The sequence below is a fragment of the Pantoea sp. X-Soil-YNGN-785 genome, from assembly GCF_059730585.1.
Genome location: NZ_AP035942.1, coordinates 3,519,808 through 3,534,865, shown reverse-complemented (window position 1 = coordinate 3,534,865; position 15,058 = coordinate 3,519,808). Strand labels below are relative to the sequence as shown.

General features: G+C 55.4%; 13 protein-coding genes. 9 read left to right on the top strand and 4 right to left on the bottom strand.

Translation table 11 applies throughout. From position 1 onward, the window contains the following. Position 1 precedes the first annotated feature (1 nt). The 4 genes from AC6I8E_RS16380 to tldD all read left to right on the top strand — a co-directional run bounded on the left by AC6I8E_RS16380 (position 2) and on the right by tldD (position 7,527). Positions 2 to 595 carry a Maf family protein gene (locus AC6I8E_RS16380; RefSeq protein WP_013359204.1) on the top strand — a complete coding sequence of 198 codons (594 nt, stop codon included), beginning with the start codon at positions 2 to 4 and terminating at the stop codon, positions 593 to 595. Beyond that, positions 585 to 2,054, top strand: a complete 1,470-nt coding sequence (gene rng / locus AC6I8E_RS16375; protein ID WP_003855268.1) for a ribonuclease G — start codon at positions 585 to 587, stop codon at positions 2,052 to 2,054. Before AC6I8E_RS16380 ends, rng begins: the two co-directional genes overlap by 11 nt. A gap of 132 nt (positions 2,055 to 2,186) precedes the next feature. Further along, entirely contained in the window at positions 2,187 to 6,017 is a 3,831-nt protein-coding gene (yhdP, locus tag AC6I8E_RS16370; protein WP_497824231.1) for an AsmA2 domain-containing protein YhdP, read from the top strand. A 64-nt stretch (positions 6,018 to 6,081) separates the two neighbouring features. Next, positions 6,082 to 7,527: a metalloprotease TldD gene (gene tldD, locus AC6I8E_RS16365; protein ID WP_497824230.1), complete on the top strand. Its 1,446-nt coding sequence runs from the start codon at positions 6,082 to 6,084 to the stop codon at positions 7,525 to 7,527. 33 nt (positions 7,528 to 7,560) lie between these two features. Here the strand turns inward: tldD and aaeR are convergent, their stop codons facing one another. Beyond that, complete coding sequence (gene aaeR / locus AC6I8E_RS16360; RefSeq protein ID WP_497824229.1) at positions 7,561 to 8,478, bottom strand: HTH-type transcriptional activator AaeR; 918 nt, start codon at positions 8,476 to 8,478, stop codon at positions 7,561 to 7,563. Positions 8,479 to 8,710: 232 nt separating this feature from the next. On the opposite strand from aaeR, the gene aaeX reads away from it, so the two are divergent. From aaeX to AC6I8E_RS16335, 5 genes are all read left to right on the top strand, one after another. Beyond that, positions 8,711 to 8,914 carry a p-hydroxybenzoic acid efflux pump operon protein AaeX gene (aaeX, locus tag AC6I8E_RS16355; RefSeq protein ID WP_003855277.1) on the top strand — a complete coding sequence of 68 codons (204 nt, stop codon included), beginning with the start codon at positions 8,711 to 8,713 and terminating at the stop codon, positions 8,912 to 8,914. A 7-nt stretch (positions 8,915 to 8,921) separates the two neighbouring features. Then, positions 8,922 to 9,854, top strand: coding sequence for a p-hydroxybenzoic acid efflux pump subunit AaeA (aaeA, locus tag AC6I8E_RS16350; protein ID WP_013359200.1), 933 nt, complete (start codon positions 8,922 to 8,924; stop codon positions 9,852 to 9,854). Positions 9,855 to 9,863: 9 nt separating this feature from the next. Continuing rightward, a complete protein-coding gene (gene aaeB, locus AC6I8E_RS16345; protein ID WP_013359199.1) occupies positions 9,864 to 11,816 on the top strand; it encodes a p-hydroxybenzoic acid efflux pump subunit AaeB in 1,953 nt (650 codons plus the stop codon). A gap of 113 nt (positions 11,817 to 11,929) precedes the next feature. Next, the gene (locus tag AC6I8E_RS16340; RefSeq protein WP_147789846.1) at positions 11,930 to 13,381 is read left to right on the top strand and encodes an NAD-dependent succinate-semialdehyde dehydrogenase; all 1,452 of its coding nucleotides are present in this window, start codon (positions 11,930 to 11,932) and stop codon (positions 13,379 to 13,381) included. A 55-nt stretch (positions 13,382 to 13,436) separates the two neighbouring features. Continuing rightward, the gene (locus tag AC6I8E_RS16335) at positions 13,437 to 13,706 is read left to right on the top strand and encodes a barstar family protein (protein WP_013359196.1); all 270 of its coding nucleotides are present in this window, start codon (positions 13,437 to 13,439) and stop codon (positions 13,704 to 13,706) included. Between the two features lie 65 nt (positions 13,707 to 13,771). Here AC6I8E_RS16335 and yhcN (AC6I8E_RS16330) read toward each other — a convergent pair whose 3' ends face one another. The 3 genes from yhcN (AC6I8E_RS16330) to yhcN (AC6I8E_RS16320) all read right to left on the bottom strand — a co-directional run bounded on the left by yhcN (AC6I8E_RS16330) (position 13,772) and on the right by yhcN (AC6I8E_RS16320) (position 14,742). Beyond that, positions 13,772 to 14,035 carry a peroxide/acid stress response protein YhcN gene (yhcN, locus tag AC6I8E_RS16330; protein WP_013359195.1) on the bottom strand — a complete coding sequence of 88 codons (264 nt, stop codon included), beginning with the start codon at positions 14,033 to 14,035 and terminating at the stop codon, positions 13,772 to 13,774. Between the two features lie 93 nt (positions 14,036 to 14,128). Next, on the bottom strand, positions 14,129 to 14,395 hold the full coding sequence (locus AC6I8E_RS16325) for a YdgH/BhsA/McbA-like domain containing protein (protein WP_013359194.1): 267 nt from the start codon (positions 14,393 to 14,395) through the stop codon (positions 14,129 to 14,131). An 83-nt stretch (positions 14,396 to 14,478) separates the two neighbouring features. Continuing rightward, positions 14,479 to 14,742 carry a peroxide/acid stress response protein YhcN gene (gene yhcN / locus AC6I8E_RS16320; protein WP_013359193.1) on the bottom strand — a complete coding sequence of 88 codons (264 nt, stop codon included), beginning with the start codon at positions 14,740 to 14,742 and terminating at the stop codon, positions 14,479 to 14,481. Between the last annotated feature and the right edge of the window lie 316 nt (positions 14,743 to 15,058).

Sequence of the window (15,058 nt, the reverse complement as noted above, 5' to 3'; positions counted from 1 at the left end):
TATGGTAACCCTCTATCTTGCTTCCGGTTCACCGCGTCGTCGTGAGCTGTTAACTCAACTTGGCCTGACATTTGAGCGCATCGTGACTGACGTTGAAGAACAGCGTCAGCCGAATGAAGCGGCTGAGAGCTATGTCCGCCGTCTGGCTAATGACAAAGCGCAGGCGGGCGTAAAACTGGCCGCGCAGGATCTGCCGGTGCTGGGCGCAGATACGATTGTCGTGCTGAATGGTGACGTGCTGGAAAAACCGCGCGATGCCGCCGATGCCCACGCGATGCTGCGTAAACTCTCCGGTCATACGCATCAGGTCATGACGGCAGTGGCGCTGGCCGACAGCCAGCAGGCGCTGGATTGCATCGTGACGACTGATGTGACATTCCGCACCTTAACTGAGAGCGACATCGACGACTATATCGCGACCGGTGAGCCAATGGATAAAGCGGGTGCATACGGTATTCAGGGCAGGGGAGGAAACTTTGTCCGCAAAATTAATGGAAGTTATCATGCAGTGGTCGGATTACCGTTAGTTGAGACAGCGGAACTGCTCAGCCATTTCCAGTCACTGCGTGCCGTAAGGGGTCAACATGACGGCTGAATTACTGGTTAACGTCACGCCTTCTGAAACACGCGTTGCTTACATTGATGGCGGCATCCTTCAGGAAATCCATATTGAGCGCGAAGCGCGGCGCGGCATTGTTGGCAATATTTACAAAGGACGGGTAAGCCGTGTTCTGCCCGGCATGCAGGCCGCCTTTGTCGATATTGGCCTGGAAAAAGCCGCCTTTCTGCATGCTTCTGACATCATGCCGCATACGGAATGTGTAGCGGGCGACGAAAAGAAAAATTTCATCGTGCGCGATATCGCCGAGCTGGTGCGTCAGGGACAGGACCTGGTGGTTCAGGTAGTTAAAGATCCGCTTGGCACCAAAGGCGCCCGGCTGACCACCGACATTACCCTGCCTTCGCGTTACCTGGTCTTTATGCCTGGCGCATCACACGTCGGTGTCTCTCAGCGCATCGAGAGTGAGAAAGAGCGCGATCGGCTTAAAGCGGTGGTGGCGGATTACTGCGACGATCTGGGCGGTTTTATCATCCGCACCGCCGCAGAAGGGATCGGCGAAGAGGAGCTGGCGCAGGACGCGGCTTTTCTCAAACGTCTCTGGACCAAAGTCAGCGAGCGTAAAAAGCGCAACCAGACCCGCTGCCTGCTCTATGGCGAGCTGGCCCTGGCGCAGCGTATCCTGCGTGATTTCGCGGGCGCAGCGCTGGATCGCATTCGGGTCGACTCGCGTCTGACCTGCGACATGCTGGTGGAATTTACCGGCGAATATATTCCGGAGATGGCCGGTAAACTGGAGCTCTACAACGGTAAACAGCCTATTTTTGACCTGTTTGACGTTGAAAATGAGATTCAGCGCTCGCTGGATCGCAAAGTTGAACTAAAGTCAGGCGGATATCTGATCATCGATCAGACCGAAGCGATGACGACTATCGATATTAATACCGGTGCATTTGTTGGGCATCGCAATCTCGATGAGACGATATTCAACACCAATGTTGAAGCCACTCAGGCGATTGCGCGTCAGCTGCGACTGCGTAATCTGGGCGGTATCATCATTATCGACTTCATCGACATGAGCAATGAAGACCATCGACGCCGGGTACTGCATTCACTGGAAAGCGCGCTCAGTAAAGATCGGGTTAAAACCGGGATCAATGGTTTCTCGGCGCTGGGTCTGGTGGAGATGACGCGTAAGCGTACCCGTGAAAGCATTGAGCATGTCCTGTGCCAGGATTGCCCGGTCTGCAAAGGGCGCGGCACGCTGAAAACGGTTGAAACGGTCTGCTATGAAATCATGCGTGAGATTGTGCGGGTTCATCACGCTTATGATTCTGACCGTTTCCTGGTCTATGTTTCACCAACGGTCGGTGAGGCGCTAAAAACCGACGAGTCTCATGCGCTGGCTGAAGTGGAAATCTTTGTGGGTAAGCAGGTGAAAGTTCATGTTGAAGCGCTCTACACTCAGGAGCAGTTCGACGTGGTAATGATGTAACGTCAGCCCGTAATCGGGCTGAATAAACGCCCTTGTTTGGGATAAAATGCGTATCTTTAACGCTTTTATTCGAAGACGGTCGGGTATGAGAACCAACTATCCGTCGTTTACGGAACACAAGGAGAGGCGTGAGTGAGGCAGTTGCCGAGGATTTTGTTACTGCTGGTCGCGGCAATCATCGTGATTGTCGCGCTGCTGGTCAGCGGATTGCGTCTGGTGATGCCGCATCTCGACAGCTATCGCAACAACCTTCTGCAATTCATCTCCGACAAAACGGATGTGCCGGTCAACGCCAGCCAGTTACAGGGTAAATGGGAGAATTTCGGCCCAACCCTGCAGGTTCGTGACCTCAGCGTCGATCTGCATGAAAACGGCAAACTCACGATTAAACGTATCAATCTGGCGCTCGACGTCTGGCAGTCCCTGCTGCACTGGCGCTGGCAGTTCCGCGATCTGACCTTCTGGCAGCTGCACCTCGACACGAATCGCCCCTTACTCGACAACGACAAAGAGAAAAACAGTTTCCGTCCGGCGCAGATTAACGAACTTTTCCTGCGTCAGTTTGACCACTTTGACCTGCGCGACAGCACCATTCGTTTCCGTACGCCTTCCGGCCAGCATGCTGAGCTGGCGATCCCCCGACTCACCTGGGTCAATGAAGATAACCGCCATCGCGCCGAAGGCGAAGTCAGTCTGTCGAGCTTTACCGGTCAGCACGGCGTGGTTCAGGTGCGGCTCGACCTTAACGACAGCAACGGTTTACTTAATGACGGCCGCATCTGGATGCAGGCCGACGATGTCGACATGCGTCCATGGCTGGGCCGCTGGGTGCGCGACAATACCCGGCTGGACAGCGCCCGCTTCAGCCTGGCGGCCTGGGTTAACCTGCGTGATGGCGACATCTATGCTGGCGATCTGCTGCTGCGCAAGGGCGGCGCCAGCTGGCAGGGCGAAACCGGACGACACCGCATAGAAGTCGATGGGCTGACCGCGCATCTGTCACGCTTCCAGAATGGCTGGGTGGTCAATGTGCCGCAGACGCGGCTCAGTACTGACGGCGAGGCCTGGCCTGCCGGTCACTTCTCGCTGCTATGGCGTCCTGAAGATAAGCAGTTGCTGGGGCCGGATGGTCAGCAGGAAGTGCGGGTGCGCGCCACACAGCTGGTGCTGAGTCATATTGCGCCGATCGTTCCGTTATTTGCGCCGCTCTCTCCGACGCTGTTTGAAAACTGGCAGACGCTGCAGCCACAGGGCACCATCGATGGCCTGGCGCTGGATATTCCATTACAGCAGCCTGAAAAAACCCGCTTACAGGTGAAGTGGCGTGATTTCAGCTGGCAGCACTGGAAACTGTTGCCGGGCATCAGTCACCTGAGTGGAGAAGCACGCGGCAGCCTGAGCCATGGTCAGGTCAGTGTGGATATGGGCGCGGCAACCGTCCCCTATGGCGACATGTTCCAGGCACCCTTAGAGATTAAGCGGGTGACCGGGGCACTGCGCTGGCTTAAAGATGAACATGGCCTGACGCTGGCGGGTGAAAACCTTGACCTCGAAGCGCGCTCACTCTGGGCGCGCGGCGACTTCAGCTACCAGCAGAATAGCGGCGGCGAGCCCCGTCTGGATATTCTGGCGGGTATCCGGCTTACCGATGCGGGCGATGCCTGGCGCTACTTCCCGGTGCCGCTGATGGGTAACAGCCTGACGCACTATCTGAGTGGGGCGGTGAAGGGTGGCAGGGTGGACAACGCCACGCTGCTGTTTGCCGGTAACCCGGCGCTGTTCCCTTTCAAGCACAATGATGGCATGTTCCAGGTCTGGGTGCCGCTTCGCCAGGCGACCTATGCATTTCAGCCCAAATGGCCGGCGCTGAGCAATCTCGATGTCGACCTCAATTTCCTGAACGACGGTCTGTGGATGAAAGCGCCAGTGGCCAGACTGGGCGAAGTAGATGCTCGCAACGTCACGGCGGTGATCCCTGACTACCTGAAAGAAAAACTGATCATCGACGGGGATATCAGTGGTGAAGGCCAGCAGATCGCTGACTATTTCGATCAGACGCCGCTTAAGCCGTCACTGGGTGCCGCGCTGGAGCAACTGGAAATTAAAGGCCGTGTCGGTGGTCATCTGAATCTGGATATTCCACTGGATGGAGAGCAGGTCCACGCCCGCGGCAATGTCGATCTCAATAACAATTCGCTGTTTATCAAACCGTTAAAAACCACCATCAACAATCTTTCTGGCCGCTTCCGTTATGACAACGGCAATCTGGCCAGTGAGGACCTGCGGGCGAACTGGTTTGGGCAGCCGATGGGCATCCGTTTCAGCACCCGGGAGAATCCGGATGACTTTGGCGTTAACGTCAAACTTCAGGGCGACTGGCAACCCGCGAAAATCAGCCAGGTTCCGGCAGCTGTCAGCAAGCAGCTCGGCGGGCATCTGCCGTGGCAGGGGGACGTCAATATTACGCTGCCGCATCATGGCGGGGCACGTTATGACGTGACGCTGAACGGTAATGCCAAAGAAGTAAGCAGTCACTTACCTGCACCACTCGATAAAAAAGCCGGTGAGGCGATGCCAGTTGCCATTCAGGCCAGCGGCGACCTGAACCATTTCGATCTCAGCGGCAGCGTCGATGCAAACCACCGTTTTAACAGCCGCTGGTTGCTGGAGCCGACGCTGCGCGTTGATCGTGGCATCTGGCTGAATGATGCACAGAAAACGCCTGCGCTACCTGATCATGAGGGCATGGTACTGAATCTGCCCGCGCTGGATGGTGAGGCCTGGGTAGCGATGATGGCTGCAGGCGGCTCTGCGGGAGCGGGTGTGTCGGGCGGCGGGAGCGACTTCCAGACCGGTGGCGTTACACTGCCGGGTAACATTACGCTGCGCAGTCCTGCGGTTACGCTGGCCGGACAGCAATGGCATGAGGTTGAGGCGACGCTGGCACAAAGTTCAGGTGGCCGAGGTCAGGTCAGCGTCAATGCGAAAGAGCTGCGCGGTGAACTGGCGATGGCCCCCAGAGCGCCATGGCAGGTGAACCTCGATTACCTCTACTACAATCCGCAATGGGAAAACGAGGCAGGCAAGGGCGGCAAAGCGTCTTCTCAGCAAACCACAAACATTAACTTCAGTCAGTGGCCCGCCTTACAGCTGCGCTGTAAAGAGTGCTGGGTACTGGGCCAGAAATATGGTCAGGTCTCCGCGATGCTGCAGCCTAAAGGAGATACGTTAGCGCTTACTAACGGAAAAGTGGATACCGGCAGCTCGCAGCTTAAAATTAACGGTGAGTGGGTTAATCGCGCGGACGACCAGCGCACCTCGCTGAAGGGCACGCTTAAGGGGCCGAATATTAATAATGCGACCAACTGGTTTGGCGTGAATACCCCGCTGCGCGATGCGCCTTTTGATATTGCTTACGACCTGCACTGGCGCTCTGCACCGTGGCAGCCCTCGGCAGAGACGCTGAGCGGCACCCTTAAGACCCACTTTGGCAAAGGCCAGATCGCGGATGTGAACACCGGCACGGCGGGAAAAATCCTGCGACTGGTGAGCTTCGATGCGCTGCTGCGCAAGCTGCGCTTCGACTTCAGCGACACCTTTACCAACTCGTTCTATTTCGATTCGATTAACGGCACGGCCTGGATCGAAAACGGCGTCATGCGCACCGATAACCTGCTGGTGGATGGACTGGAAGCAGACATCGCCATGCAGGGCAATCTCGACCTGGTGAAACGTCAGATAGATATGGAAGCGGTGGTTGCGCCTGAGATCTCTGCCTCTGTCGGCGTAGCGACTGCCTTTGCCATTAATCCGGTGATTGGCGCGGCGGTATTTGCCGCCAGTAAAGTTCTGGGACCCCTGTGGAACAAGATATCGCTGCTGCGTTATCACATCAGTGGCCCGCTGGATAAACCGGAAATCAATGAAGTGCTGCGTAAACCGCGTGAAACAGACAACAAGTGAATTTGACGCCGTACCGGAATTACCGCAGGCTATGATTATCTGAGCACATAATGAGTGAGAAACGATGACTCTGAACCTGGTAAGTGAGCAGTTACTGACTGCTAACGGCATTAATCAGCAGGACCTATTTTCCCTGTTAGGGCAGCTTTCAGAACGTCGTCTGGATTATGCCGATCTCTATTTTCAGTCCAGCTTTCACGAATCCTGGGTGCTGGAAGACAAAATCATTAAAGATGGCTCATACCATATCGATCAGGGCGTCGGCGTGCGCGCGGTCAGCGGTGAGAAAACCGGCTTCGCCTATGCCGACCAGATTACGCTGAATGCGCTGCGTCTTTCCTCTGAAGCGGCTCGCAGCATTGTACGCGAACAGGGAAACGGCAAGGCCCATACGCTTTCTGCCGTGATGAACCGTTCGCTCTATTCGGCGGTCGATCCGCTGAGCAGCCTGACGCGTGAAGACAAAATTGCCCTGCTGCATCGCGTCGATAAAGTCGCCCGTGCGGCTGATCCGCGCGTGCAGGAAGTCAATGCCAGCCTGACCGGTGTTTACGAGCAGGTGCTGGTGGCGGCCACTGATGGCACGCTGGCGACAGACGTTCGTCCGCTGGTTCGCCTCTCTATCAGCGTCCAGGTTGAAGATCAGGGCAAGCGTGAGCGCGGCGCAAGCGGCGGCGGTGCACGTACCGGCTATGCGTTCTTCCTTGAAGATGAAAATGGCGACGTACGTGCTGATGCATGGGCGCGTGAAGCGGTGCGTATGGCGCTGGTTAACCTCTCAGCCGTGGCGGCACCTGCTGGCGCGTTGCCGGTGGTGCTGGGTGCTGGCTGGCCTGGTGTGCTGCTGCATGAGGCAGTCGGTCATGGTCTGGAAGGCGACTTCAACCGCCGTGGCACCTCGGTGTTCAGCGGTAAAATCGGTCAGCAGGTTGCCTCTGAACTCTGTACCGTGGTGGATGACGGCACCCTCGAAGGTCTGCGCGGCTCACTGGCGGTCGATGATGAAGGCGTTCCCGGTCAGTACAACATGCTGATTGAGAACGGCGTGCTGAAAGGCTACATGCAGGACAAGCTGAATGCGCGACTGATGGGCGTCAGCCCGACCGGTAACGGACGCCGTGAATCCTACGCGCATTTGCCAATGCCGCGCATGACCAACACCTATATGTTGGCAGGCAAGTCATCGCCACAGGATATTATTGAGAGCGTTGAATACGGCATCTATGCGCCGAACTTTGGTGGCGGTCAGGTGGATATCACCTCCGGCAAATTTGTCTTCTCCACCTCAGAGGCTTATCTGATTGAGAAGGGCAAAATCACCAAACCGGTCAAAGGCGCGACGCTGATTGGCTCCGGTATTGAAGCGATGCAGCAGATCTCAATGGTGGGTAATGACCTGGCGCTGGATAAAGGCGTCGGCGTCTGCGGTAAAGAGGGTCAGAGCCTGCCGGTCGGTGTCGGTCAGCCAACCCTGAAGCTGGATAAACTGACCATCGGCGGCACCGCCTGATGTGACCTCAACAACCCGCCGCCCGGCGGGTTGTTAGCTTTTACGGTGCTGCTGATACTGTTCAGCCACCTGTTCAAAATAGTCGGTCAGATAATCGATGCAGACCTGCACCTTCAGCGGTAGTTTATCCTTCTCGGTGTAGAGCGCATACACCGGACGCGGATCGGACTGATAGTGCGGAAACAGAATATCGATCTCGCCTGCGGTGATCTCATCAATCACCCACATCATCGGCACATAGGCGATGCCATTGCCCGACTTGAGCCAGCGAATCAGCGTCAGCGAATCGTTGGTCACGAAACGCCCCTGTGGCGCGAGGCGGGTGACTAAGCCTTCTGGTGCCATCAGCTCAAAATTGTTGTCGGGCCGTACGCTATATTCCAGCCAGGAAAAATTATCGATATCGCCCGGCTTCTCCGGCGTGCCGTGCTGGGCCAGATAGCTTTTTGCGGCGCATACCACCATCGGCATCGCGCCAAGACGACGCGAAAAGAGGCTGGAATCTTTTAATGCGCCCACCCGAATCACCAGATCCAGACCATCCGCAATCAAATCCGGGGCCGGAACGCCAGTAACCAGGTTCACACTCAGCCCCGGATACTCCCGCAGCATATCGCTGGTCATACCGGCTAACACATTCTGCGCCATGGTCGAAGAGCTGCCAATGCGCAACACACCAATCGGCGTATTGTTAAACGCGTAGAGCTGTTCATGCACCTGCGTCGCTTCCGCCAGCATACGTCGGCAGCCCTGATAATAGATTTTACCCGCCTCGGTCAGCCCGATACTGCGGGTACTGCGATTCAGCAGCTTAACCTGCAATGCATCCTCCAGTTTCGCGACGATCTGGCTGATGGATGAGACGCTCAGATGGAGCTGACGCGCCGCAGCAGTAAACGAACCGAGTTCGACCACTCTGGCGAAGACAGACATACCTTTCAGTCGTTCCATTATTTACTCTGGCTTAAAAGTGATTTAGATCACATTCTGTAGAAAACTTATAGTCAGGCGCGTTATTATAAGCGCGCCGGGGTATTTCCCGGTGATTCTTCATTGCCTTAAACCCTTCGATGATACGCTATTATTAAGCCAGCTGCGGTTCGGATAGCGCTGCCAGAGGGTTTTCCTGCAACATCTGAAAGGGCAACGAAGTATCCCGGCAAGGTCGAACTAAGGATTTGTGATGAGTGTGCTTCCGGTATTTGTCATGTTTGGGCTCTCTTTTCCGCCCGTTTTCATCGAATTGATTATTTCACTGATGCTGTTCTGGTTAGTGAAACGCGTGCTGACGCCGAGCGGCATCTACGATCTTGTCTGGCATCCGGCACTTTTTAATACAGCGCTTTACTGCTGTGTGTTTTACCTTGTCTCCCGTTTATTAGTCTGAGGTTGAAGTGAAAGCACTCATAAGAAAAATCGCGCGCTACGCGATCACTATTCTGCTGGTCATCATCGCAGTGGTTATCATCTTCCGCGCCTGGGTGTTCTATACCGAATCACCCTGGACTCGTGATGCACGTTTTGCCGCTGACGTGGTGGCGATCTCGCCTGACGTCACTGGCCTGATTACTGAGGTCCCGGTACACGACAACCAACTGGTGAAGAAGGGCGATACGCTGTTTGTGGTTGACCGCCCTCGCTATCAGAAGGCGCTCGATCAGGCACAGGCGGATGTTGAATATTACCAGGCCCTGGTGAGTGAGAAACGTCGCGAAGCCGGCCGCCGTAATCAGCTTGGTACCTCTGCAATGTCGCGCGAGGCGATCGAGCAATCTAACAACGATCTGCAAACCAGCGAGCATCAGCTGGCAAAATCGGTGGCGACGCGCGATCTGGCGAAGATCGATCTTGAGCGCACCACCGTGAAAGCGCCATCCGATGGCTGGGTCACCAACCTCAACGTCTATCAGGGCGAATTTATTACCCGTGGTTCTGTGGCGGTGGCGCTGGTTCAGCAGCACTCTTTCTATGTGCTGGCTTACCTGGAAGAGACCAAACTGCACGGCGTTGAGAAGGGCTTCCGCGCTGAAGTGACGCCACTTGGCAGCAACATTGTGCTGCGTGGCACCGTCGACAGCGTCGCGGCGGGCGTCACCAACAGCAGCAGCTCGGTCGACAGTAAAGGCATGGCAACGGTAGATTCCAATCTGGAGTGGGTCCGTCTGGCACAGCGTGTGCCGGTGCGCATCCGGCTTGATCAGCAGCCCGGTAATCGCTTCCCGGCGGGAACCACCGCGACCGTGGTGATTACCGGTCAGGCCGATCGCCAGCCTGAACAGGTTTCACCCATGATCCGACTGTTCAATCGCCTGCGTGAGTTTGGTTAAGAGGGCGATATGATCGAGTTCCTGCGTTTCCCGGTAAAGCTGACCTTCGCGCTGGTGTTAGCGCTGATGGTAGGGTTTCACTTTAACCTTGAAACACCACGCTGGGCAGTCATGACCGCCGGGATCGTGGCGGGCGGCACCGCGTTTGCAGCGGGTGGCGATCCCTATTCCGGCGCACTGCGCTATCGCGGCGTTTTACGTATTATCGGGACATTCATCGGCTGTATCGCTGCACTCGCCATCATGATCGCCACCGTGCGTGCGCCGGTTGTGATGCTGCTGCTGTGCTGCATCTGGGCAGGGCTTTGCGTCTGGCTCTCTTCGCTGATTAAGGTAGAAAACTCCTATGCGCTGGGACTGGCGGGCTATACCGCGCTGATTATTGTGGTGACGGCTAACGCCAGCGGCGGTCTGACGCTGGTGCCGCAATATGCGGTTGAGCGCTGCAGTGAAATCGTACTCGGTATCCTGTGCGCCATTCTGGCCGACATGATCTTCTCGCCACGTTCGATTAAAAAAGTGATCGACGCGGAAGTTGATTCGCTGCTGGTGGCCCACTACCAGTTGCTGCAACTCTGCGTCGCCCATGGTGATAAGGAAGAGGTCGATAAAGCCTGGAGCGCGCTGGTACGGCGCACCACGGCGCTGAACAGCATGCGCAGCCAGCTGATGATGGAGTCGTCACGCTGGAAGAACAGCAACCGCCGTTTGCAGATGCTTAATACCCTGTCACTGACGCTGATAACGCAGGCTGCCGAAACCTTCCTCATTCAGAATTCCCGTCCGGACTACATTCCGCCCCAGTATCGGTTGATGGTTGAAAAACCGGCCTCGACGGTTGAAGAGGTGCATAAGCGGATGAAAGTGATGCGGCGGGTGATTGGCGCTACGGGCAAAATAACGCCGGTCACGCTGGCCAGTTGGGTAGGCAGCGCCACTGAATATCTGCTGCTGCTTAAAGGCATCAAAAGCAACAGCCGGATAACCTCGCTGGAAGAGGAGATTCTGCAGCGCGAAGTGGTGATTCAGGCGCGTTCGGCTGAAACACATCATGCAATGATTAACGGCATCCGTACCTTCGTTGCAACCGCGCTGGGTTCGCTGTTCTGGCTCTATACGGGCTGGACGTCTGGCAGTGGCTGTATGGTCATGCTGGCCGTTATTACCGCGCTGGCGATGCGTATGCCTAATCCGCTGATGATGGCCAAGGATTTTCTCTACGGCATGACGGTCGCGGTTCCACTCGGGGCGCTCTATTTTATGTATGTTCTGCCCGCGACGCAGCAGAGCGCGCTACTGCTCTGCATCGCCATCGGCATACTGGGATTTATCGGCGGCATCTTCATTCAGCGGCGTCAGCTCGGCACGCTGGGTGCGTTGATTGGTACGCTTAACGTTCTGGTCCTTGATAATCCGATGGAATTTCACATTAACGTTTTTCTCGATAATGTGCTCGGTCAGGTTATCGGCTGCTTTGTCGCGATGATGGTCATTCTGCTGATTCGGGATAAATCGAAGGCGCGCACCGGCCGCAAACTGCTGAACCGCTTTATGTATGCAGCGGTCTCGGCCATGACCACCAATCAGGCGCGTCGGCGCGAAAATCATCTGCCGGCGCTCTATCAGCAACTGTTTCTGCTGCTGAACCTGTTTCCTGGCGACATCAATAAATATCGCATCGCCCTGACGCTGATTATCGGTCATCAGCGATTACGCGACGCAGAAGTGCCCGTTAACGCCGATCTCTCTGCGTATCACCGACAGCTGCGTTACACCGCCGATCGGGTGATCTCCGCCAGCAGCGACGACAAGCGCCGTTACTACTTTGAACGTCTGCTCAAAGAGCTGGATGTCTATCAGGAAAAACTGGTCCATTACGAGGCTCCTGTCAGCGTAACGGAACCGGTCAAACGACTGGCGACGATGCTGGATAAATACCAGAACACGCTCATCCAAATCTGAATCTGGCCGCTGCGACCTGCAGCGGCCTGTGCAATCCCCATCCATCACAAAATCTGTCGCTTTTGCCAACTATACTCTCCAGACGGAAGAGCAAAACTGACAGGAGCGAATCAATGAAATCACTGCAAGAGAGCGAACTGTTTCGGACCGGCTATTTAGCGGACGGCCAATGGCATCAGGCGGCGTCCACCTTTGACGTGACCAATCCGGCAACCGGCGAGGTGATTGCGCAGGTGGCAAAAGCAGGTAAGGCGGAAACGGAACAGGCGATCGCTGCCGCGGAACGCGCCTTTCCCGCCTGGCGGGCGCAGACCGCAAAAGCGCGTGCTGAAATTCTCACTCGCTGGTACCAGCTGATCATTGAGAACAAGCGCTGGCTGGGCGAGCTGATGACGACCGAACAGGGCAAACCCCTGAAGGAGGCGGAGGGAGAGGTTGAATATGCCGCCAGCTTTATTCAGTGGTTCGCCGAGCAGGCGAAGAGGGCGAACGGCGAGATCATTCCGCCGGCAAAACCTGGATCCCGCATTCTGGCGACCCGCGAACCGATTGGCGTAGTGGCTGCCATTACGCCGTGGAATTTCCCGATGGCGATGCTGACCCGCAAGCTGGGTCCGGCTCTGGCGGCAGGCTGCACCGGCATTATCAAACCCGCTAATAACACGCCACTCTCCGCCTTTGCCCTGCTGGCGCTGGCGAAGCAGGCGGGCGTGCCGGATGGCGTGCTGAATGCGGTGGCGGGTGATACCCATGCCATCAGCGATGCGATCATGGCCAGCAAAGCGGTGCGTAAAATCTCGTTCACCGGCTCCACCCAGGTAGGCAAGCTGCTGATGCGTAATGCTGCCGAAACCATGAAAAAAGTGTCGATGGAATTAGGCGGAAATGCCCCATACATCGTGTTCGACGATGCCGACATTGATGCCGCGGTACAGGGTGCGATTGCCAACAAATTCCGTAATGCGGGTCAGGTGTGCGTCAGTGTTAACCGCTTCTATATTCATAACGCTGTCTATGATGCGTTTACTCAGCAACTGGCTGCCGAAGTGAACAAGCTGAAGGTGGGCAACGGCATGGACGAAGGCGTGATTGTCGGGCCATTGATTGAAGCGTCGGCGGTGGAAAAGGTTGAGCAGCACGTAAAAGATGCAGTAGCCAAAGGCGGCAAATTACTGGCGGGTGGTGAGCGCCATGCGCTGGGAGGCAACTTCTGGCAGCCTACGGTCATTACCGAGGCGCATGAAGGCATGCAGCTTGCGCAGGAGGAGACCTTTGGTCCGGTAGCCGCCTGTTTCCGCTTTGATGATGAAGATGATGTTATCCGCCGCGCCAATGATACGCCATTCGGCCTTGCCGCTTACTTTTATACCCAGAATCTGCAACGGGTGTTTCGCGTTTCAGCGGCGCTGGAAAGCGGCATGATCGGCATTAACGAATGTGCTGTTTCCACCGAGCTGGCGCCGTTTGGTGGAGTGAAAGAGTCGGGTCTGGGCCGCGAGGGTTCGGTACTCGGTATGGAAGAGTATCTGGAGGTCAAAGCGCTGCACCTGGGCGGTTTGAGCTAACGGTCACGAACGGGCGGCAGAGGTCGCCCGCAGACGGAGCATGGGAGCCGTCAGCATGAAAATCGAGCGTTTTGATTTTAATGAAATAGTCGACCAGTCCCATTTCTTTCGCCAGTTCAGCGAGCGATTTGCACTGGAGGAGCGCCGCATCTGCGATCTGGATGGATTGTGGGATGTCGTGACAGGGGATCTGTTACCGATGCCGCTGGAGATTGAGTTTGTCAATCTGGGCAGGGGACAGCGACGACGCTATGGCGCGCTGATTCTGTTATTTGATGAAGCGGAAGAGGAGCTGGAAGGCCGGCTGCACTTTAACGTCAGATAATACATCAGATGAAAAAAGGCCCCGGCGAGCGGGGCCAAAGGGTTCGTCATAGATCTGACGAGGAATTACTTATAAAGCTGTGCAGTGATGTGATAGCTATCACCGGTGCGCGCTTCAATGACTTTATAGGCGCTGGCACCCTGTTCATCCGCTTTCTGTGAAAGCTCAGCGCGGTAATCCATTGGGGATCCCCCGGTTCCACTGATGCTTACGGTGCCCGCAGGCTGCAGGTTCTGCGTCTGTTCGCTGGTGACCAGCTGTGCGGCTGATGCGCCGAACGCCATAACGGAAAGCAGACTGACTGTAGCGATGGTTGTTTTGATATTCATGATTATCTCCTCAATACATTCAACAACCTGCGGTTACTCGTAAGGGCCGGTCGTCGATATTTGTTATGCGCCTTCAGGCGTCATCACGGTTAATTATTTATAAAGCTCAGCGGTGACATGCCAGGTGTTGTCCTGGTTGTTTTCGATGATGCGATAATGGCTTGCGCCCTGTGCATCCGCTTTCTCTGACAGCACCTGACGGATATGCGTCTGGTCGCCGTTACGTCCACCAATGCTGATGGTCTGATTCATGGGCTGCAAACCCTGCGCCTGTTCATTTGATACCAGGCTGGCGGCGCTGGCACCCACTGAGAACAGGGACGCCAGACTAAGAGCAGCAATCGCTAATTTCATTTTCATGGTCAACTCTCCTGAAGATTTTGCTTCGGTCCTCCGGAGCGCAAAAAGGCGCGTCAGACAGAGAGCCGCTGGCATTATTGGGTTTAGTTATACAGCGCGGCGGTAGCGTGATAATTGCCGTTGTTGTAAGCCTCGATCACGCGATAGGCTTTTGCGCCCTGCTGATCCGCTTTGTCACTGAGCTTCTGTTTGATATCCATCGGGGAACCCGCGACGCCGCTGACACTGATGGTGCCAATAGCCTGCAGATCCTGTGCCTGTGCGGCATCGATAGATTCTGCTGCTACTGCACCAAATGAGAGTGCAGAGAAAATGCTCAGGGTAGCGATGGTAGTTTTTACGTTCATAGATATTTCCTCGTCGTCTATTTTTATCTTTCTAGTTAGTGTGATTTGCATCACGAAAAGAAGTATAGAACTAATAACGAGAGAAATTAATACCCGGCTAATAATGTTTTTTTGTGATTCTTTATCCTTATGCCTACTTTTAATAACTTAACGTTATAAAAACAGCATAAAAAATAGCCTTTACGGTGATTTTAATCAGAAAAACAGTGAGATAGATCACTTTAACGTTTAGTGCGAAACTATGAGGCGTATTGGACTGGAGTTTGATCTGGATCCGGGCAATGGTGCCGGATCACTGATGTAAAGCAGTGTAAAA

Excerpts from the sequence above, each read along its gene's own strand:
- AC6I8E_RS16380 (WP_013359204.1), top strand. The coding sequence starts at position 2 with ATGGTAACCCTCTATCTTGCTTCCGGTTCACCGCGTCGTCGTGAGCTG.
- rng (WP_003855268.1), top strand. The coding sequence starts at position 585 with ATGACGGCTGAATTACTGGTTAACGTCACGCCTTCTGAAACACGCGTT.
- tldD (WP_497824230.1), top strand. The coding sequence starts at position 6,082 with ATGACTCTGAACCTGGTAAGTGAGCAGTTACTGACTGCTAACGGCATT.
- aaeR (WP_497824229.1), bottom strand. The coding sequence starts at position 8,478 with ATGGAACGACTGAAAGGTATGTCTGTCTTCGCCAGAGTGGTCGAACTC.
- aaeX (WP_003855277.1), top strand. The coding sequence starts at position 8,711 with ATGAGTGTGCTTCCGGTATTTGTCATGTTTGGGCTCTCTTTTCCGCCC.
- aaeB (WP_013359199.1), top strand. The coding sequence starts at position 9,864 with ATGATCGAGTTCCTGCGTTTCCCGGTAAAGCTGACCTTCGCGCTGGTG.
- AC6I8E_RS16340 (WP_147789846.1), top strand. The coding sequence starts at position 11,930 with ATGAAATCACTGCAAGAGAGCGAACTGTTTCGGACCGGCTATTTAGCG.
- AC6I8E_RS16335 (WP_013359196.1), top strand. The coding sequence starts at position 13,437 with ATGAAAATCGAGCGTTTTGATTTTAATGAAATAGTCGACCAGTCCCAT.
- yhcN (WP_013359195.1), bottom strand. The coding sequence starts at position 14,035 with ATGAATATCAAAACAACCATCGCTACAGTCAGTCTGCTTTCCGTTATG.
- AC6I8E_RS16325 (WP_013359194.1), bottom strand. The coding sequence starts at position 14,395 with ATGAAAATGAAATTAGCGATTGCTGCTCTTAGTCTGGCGTCCCTGTTC.
- yhcN (WP_013359193.1), bottom strand. The coding sequence starts at position 14,742 with ATGAACGTAAAAACTACCATCGCTACCCTGAGCATTTTCTCTGCACTC.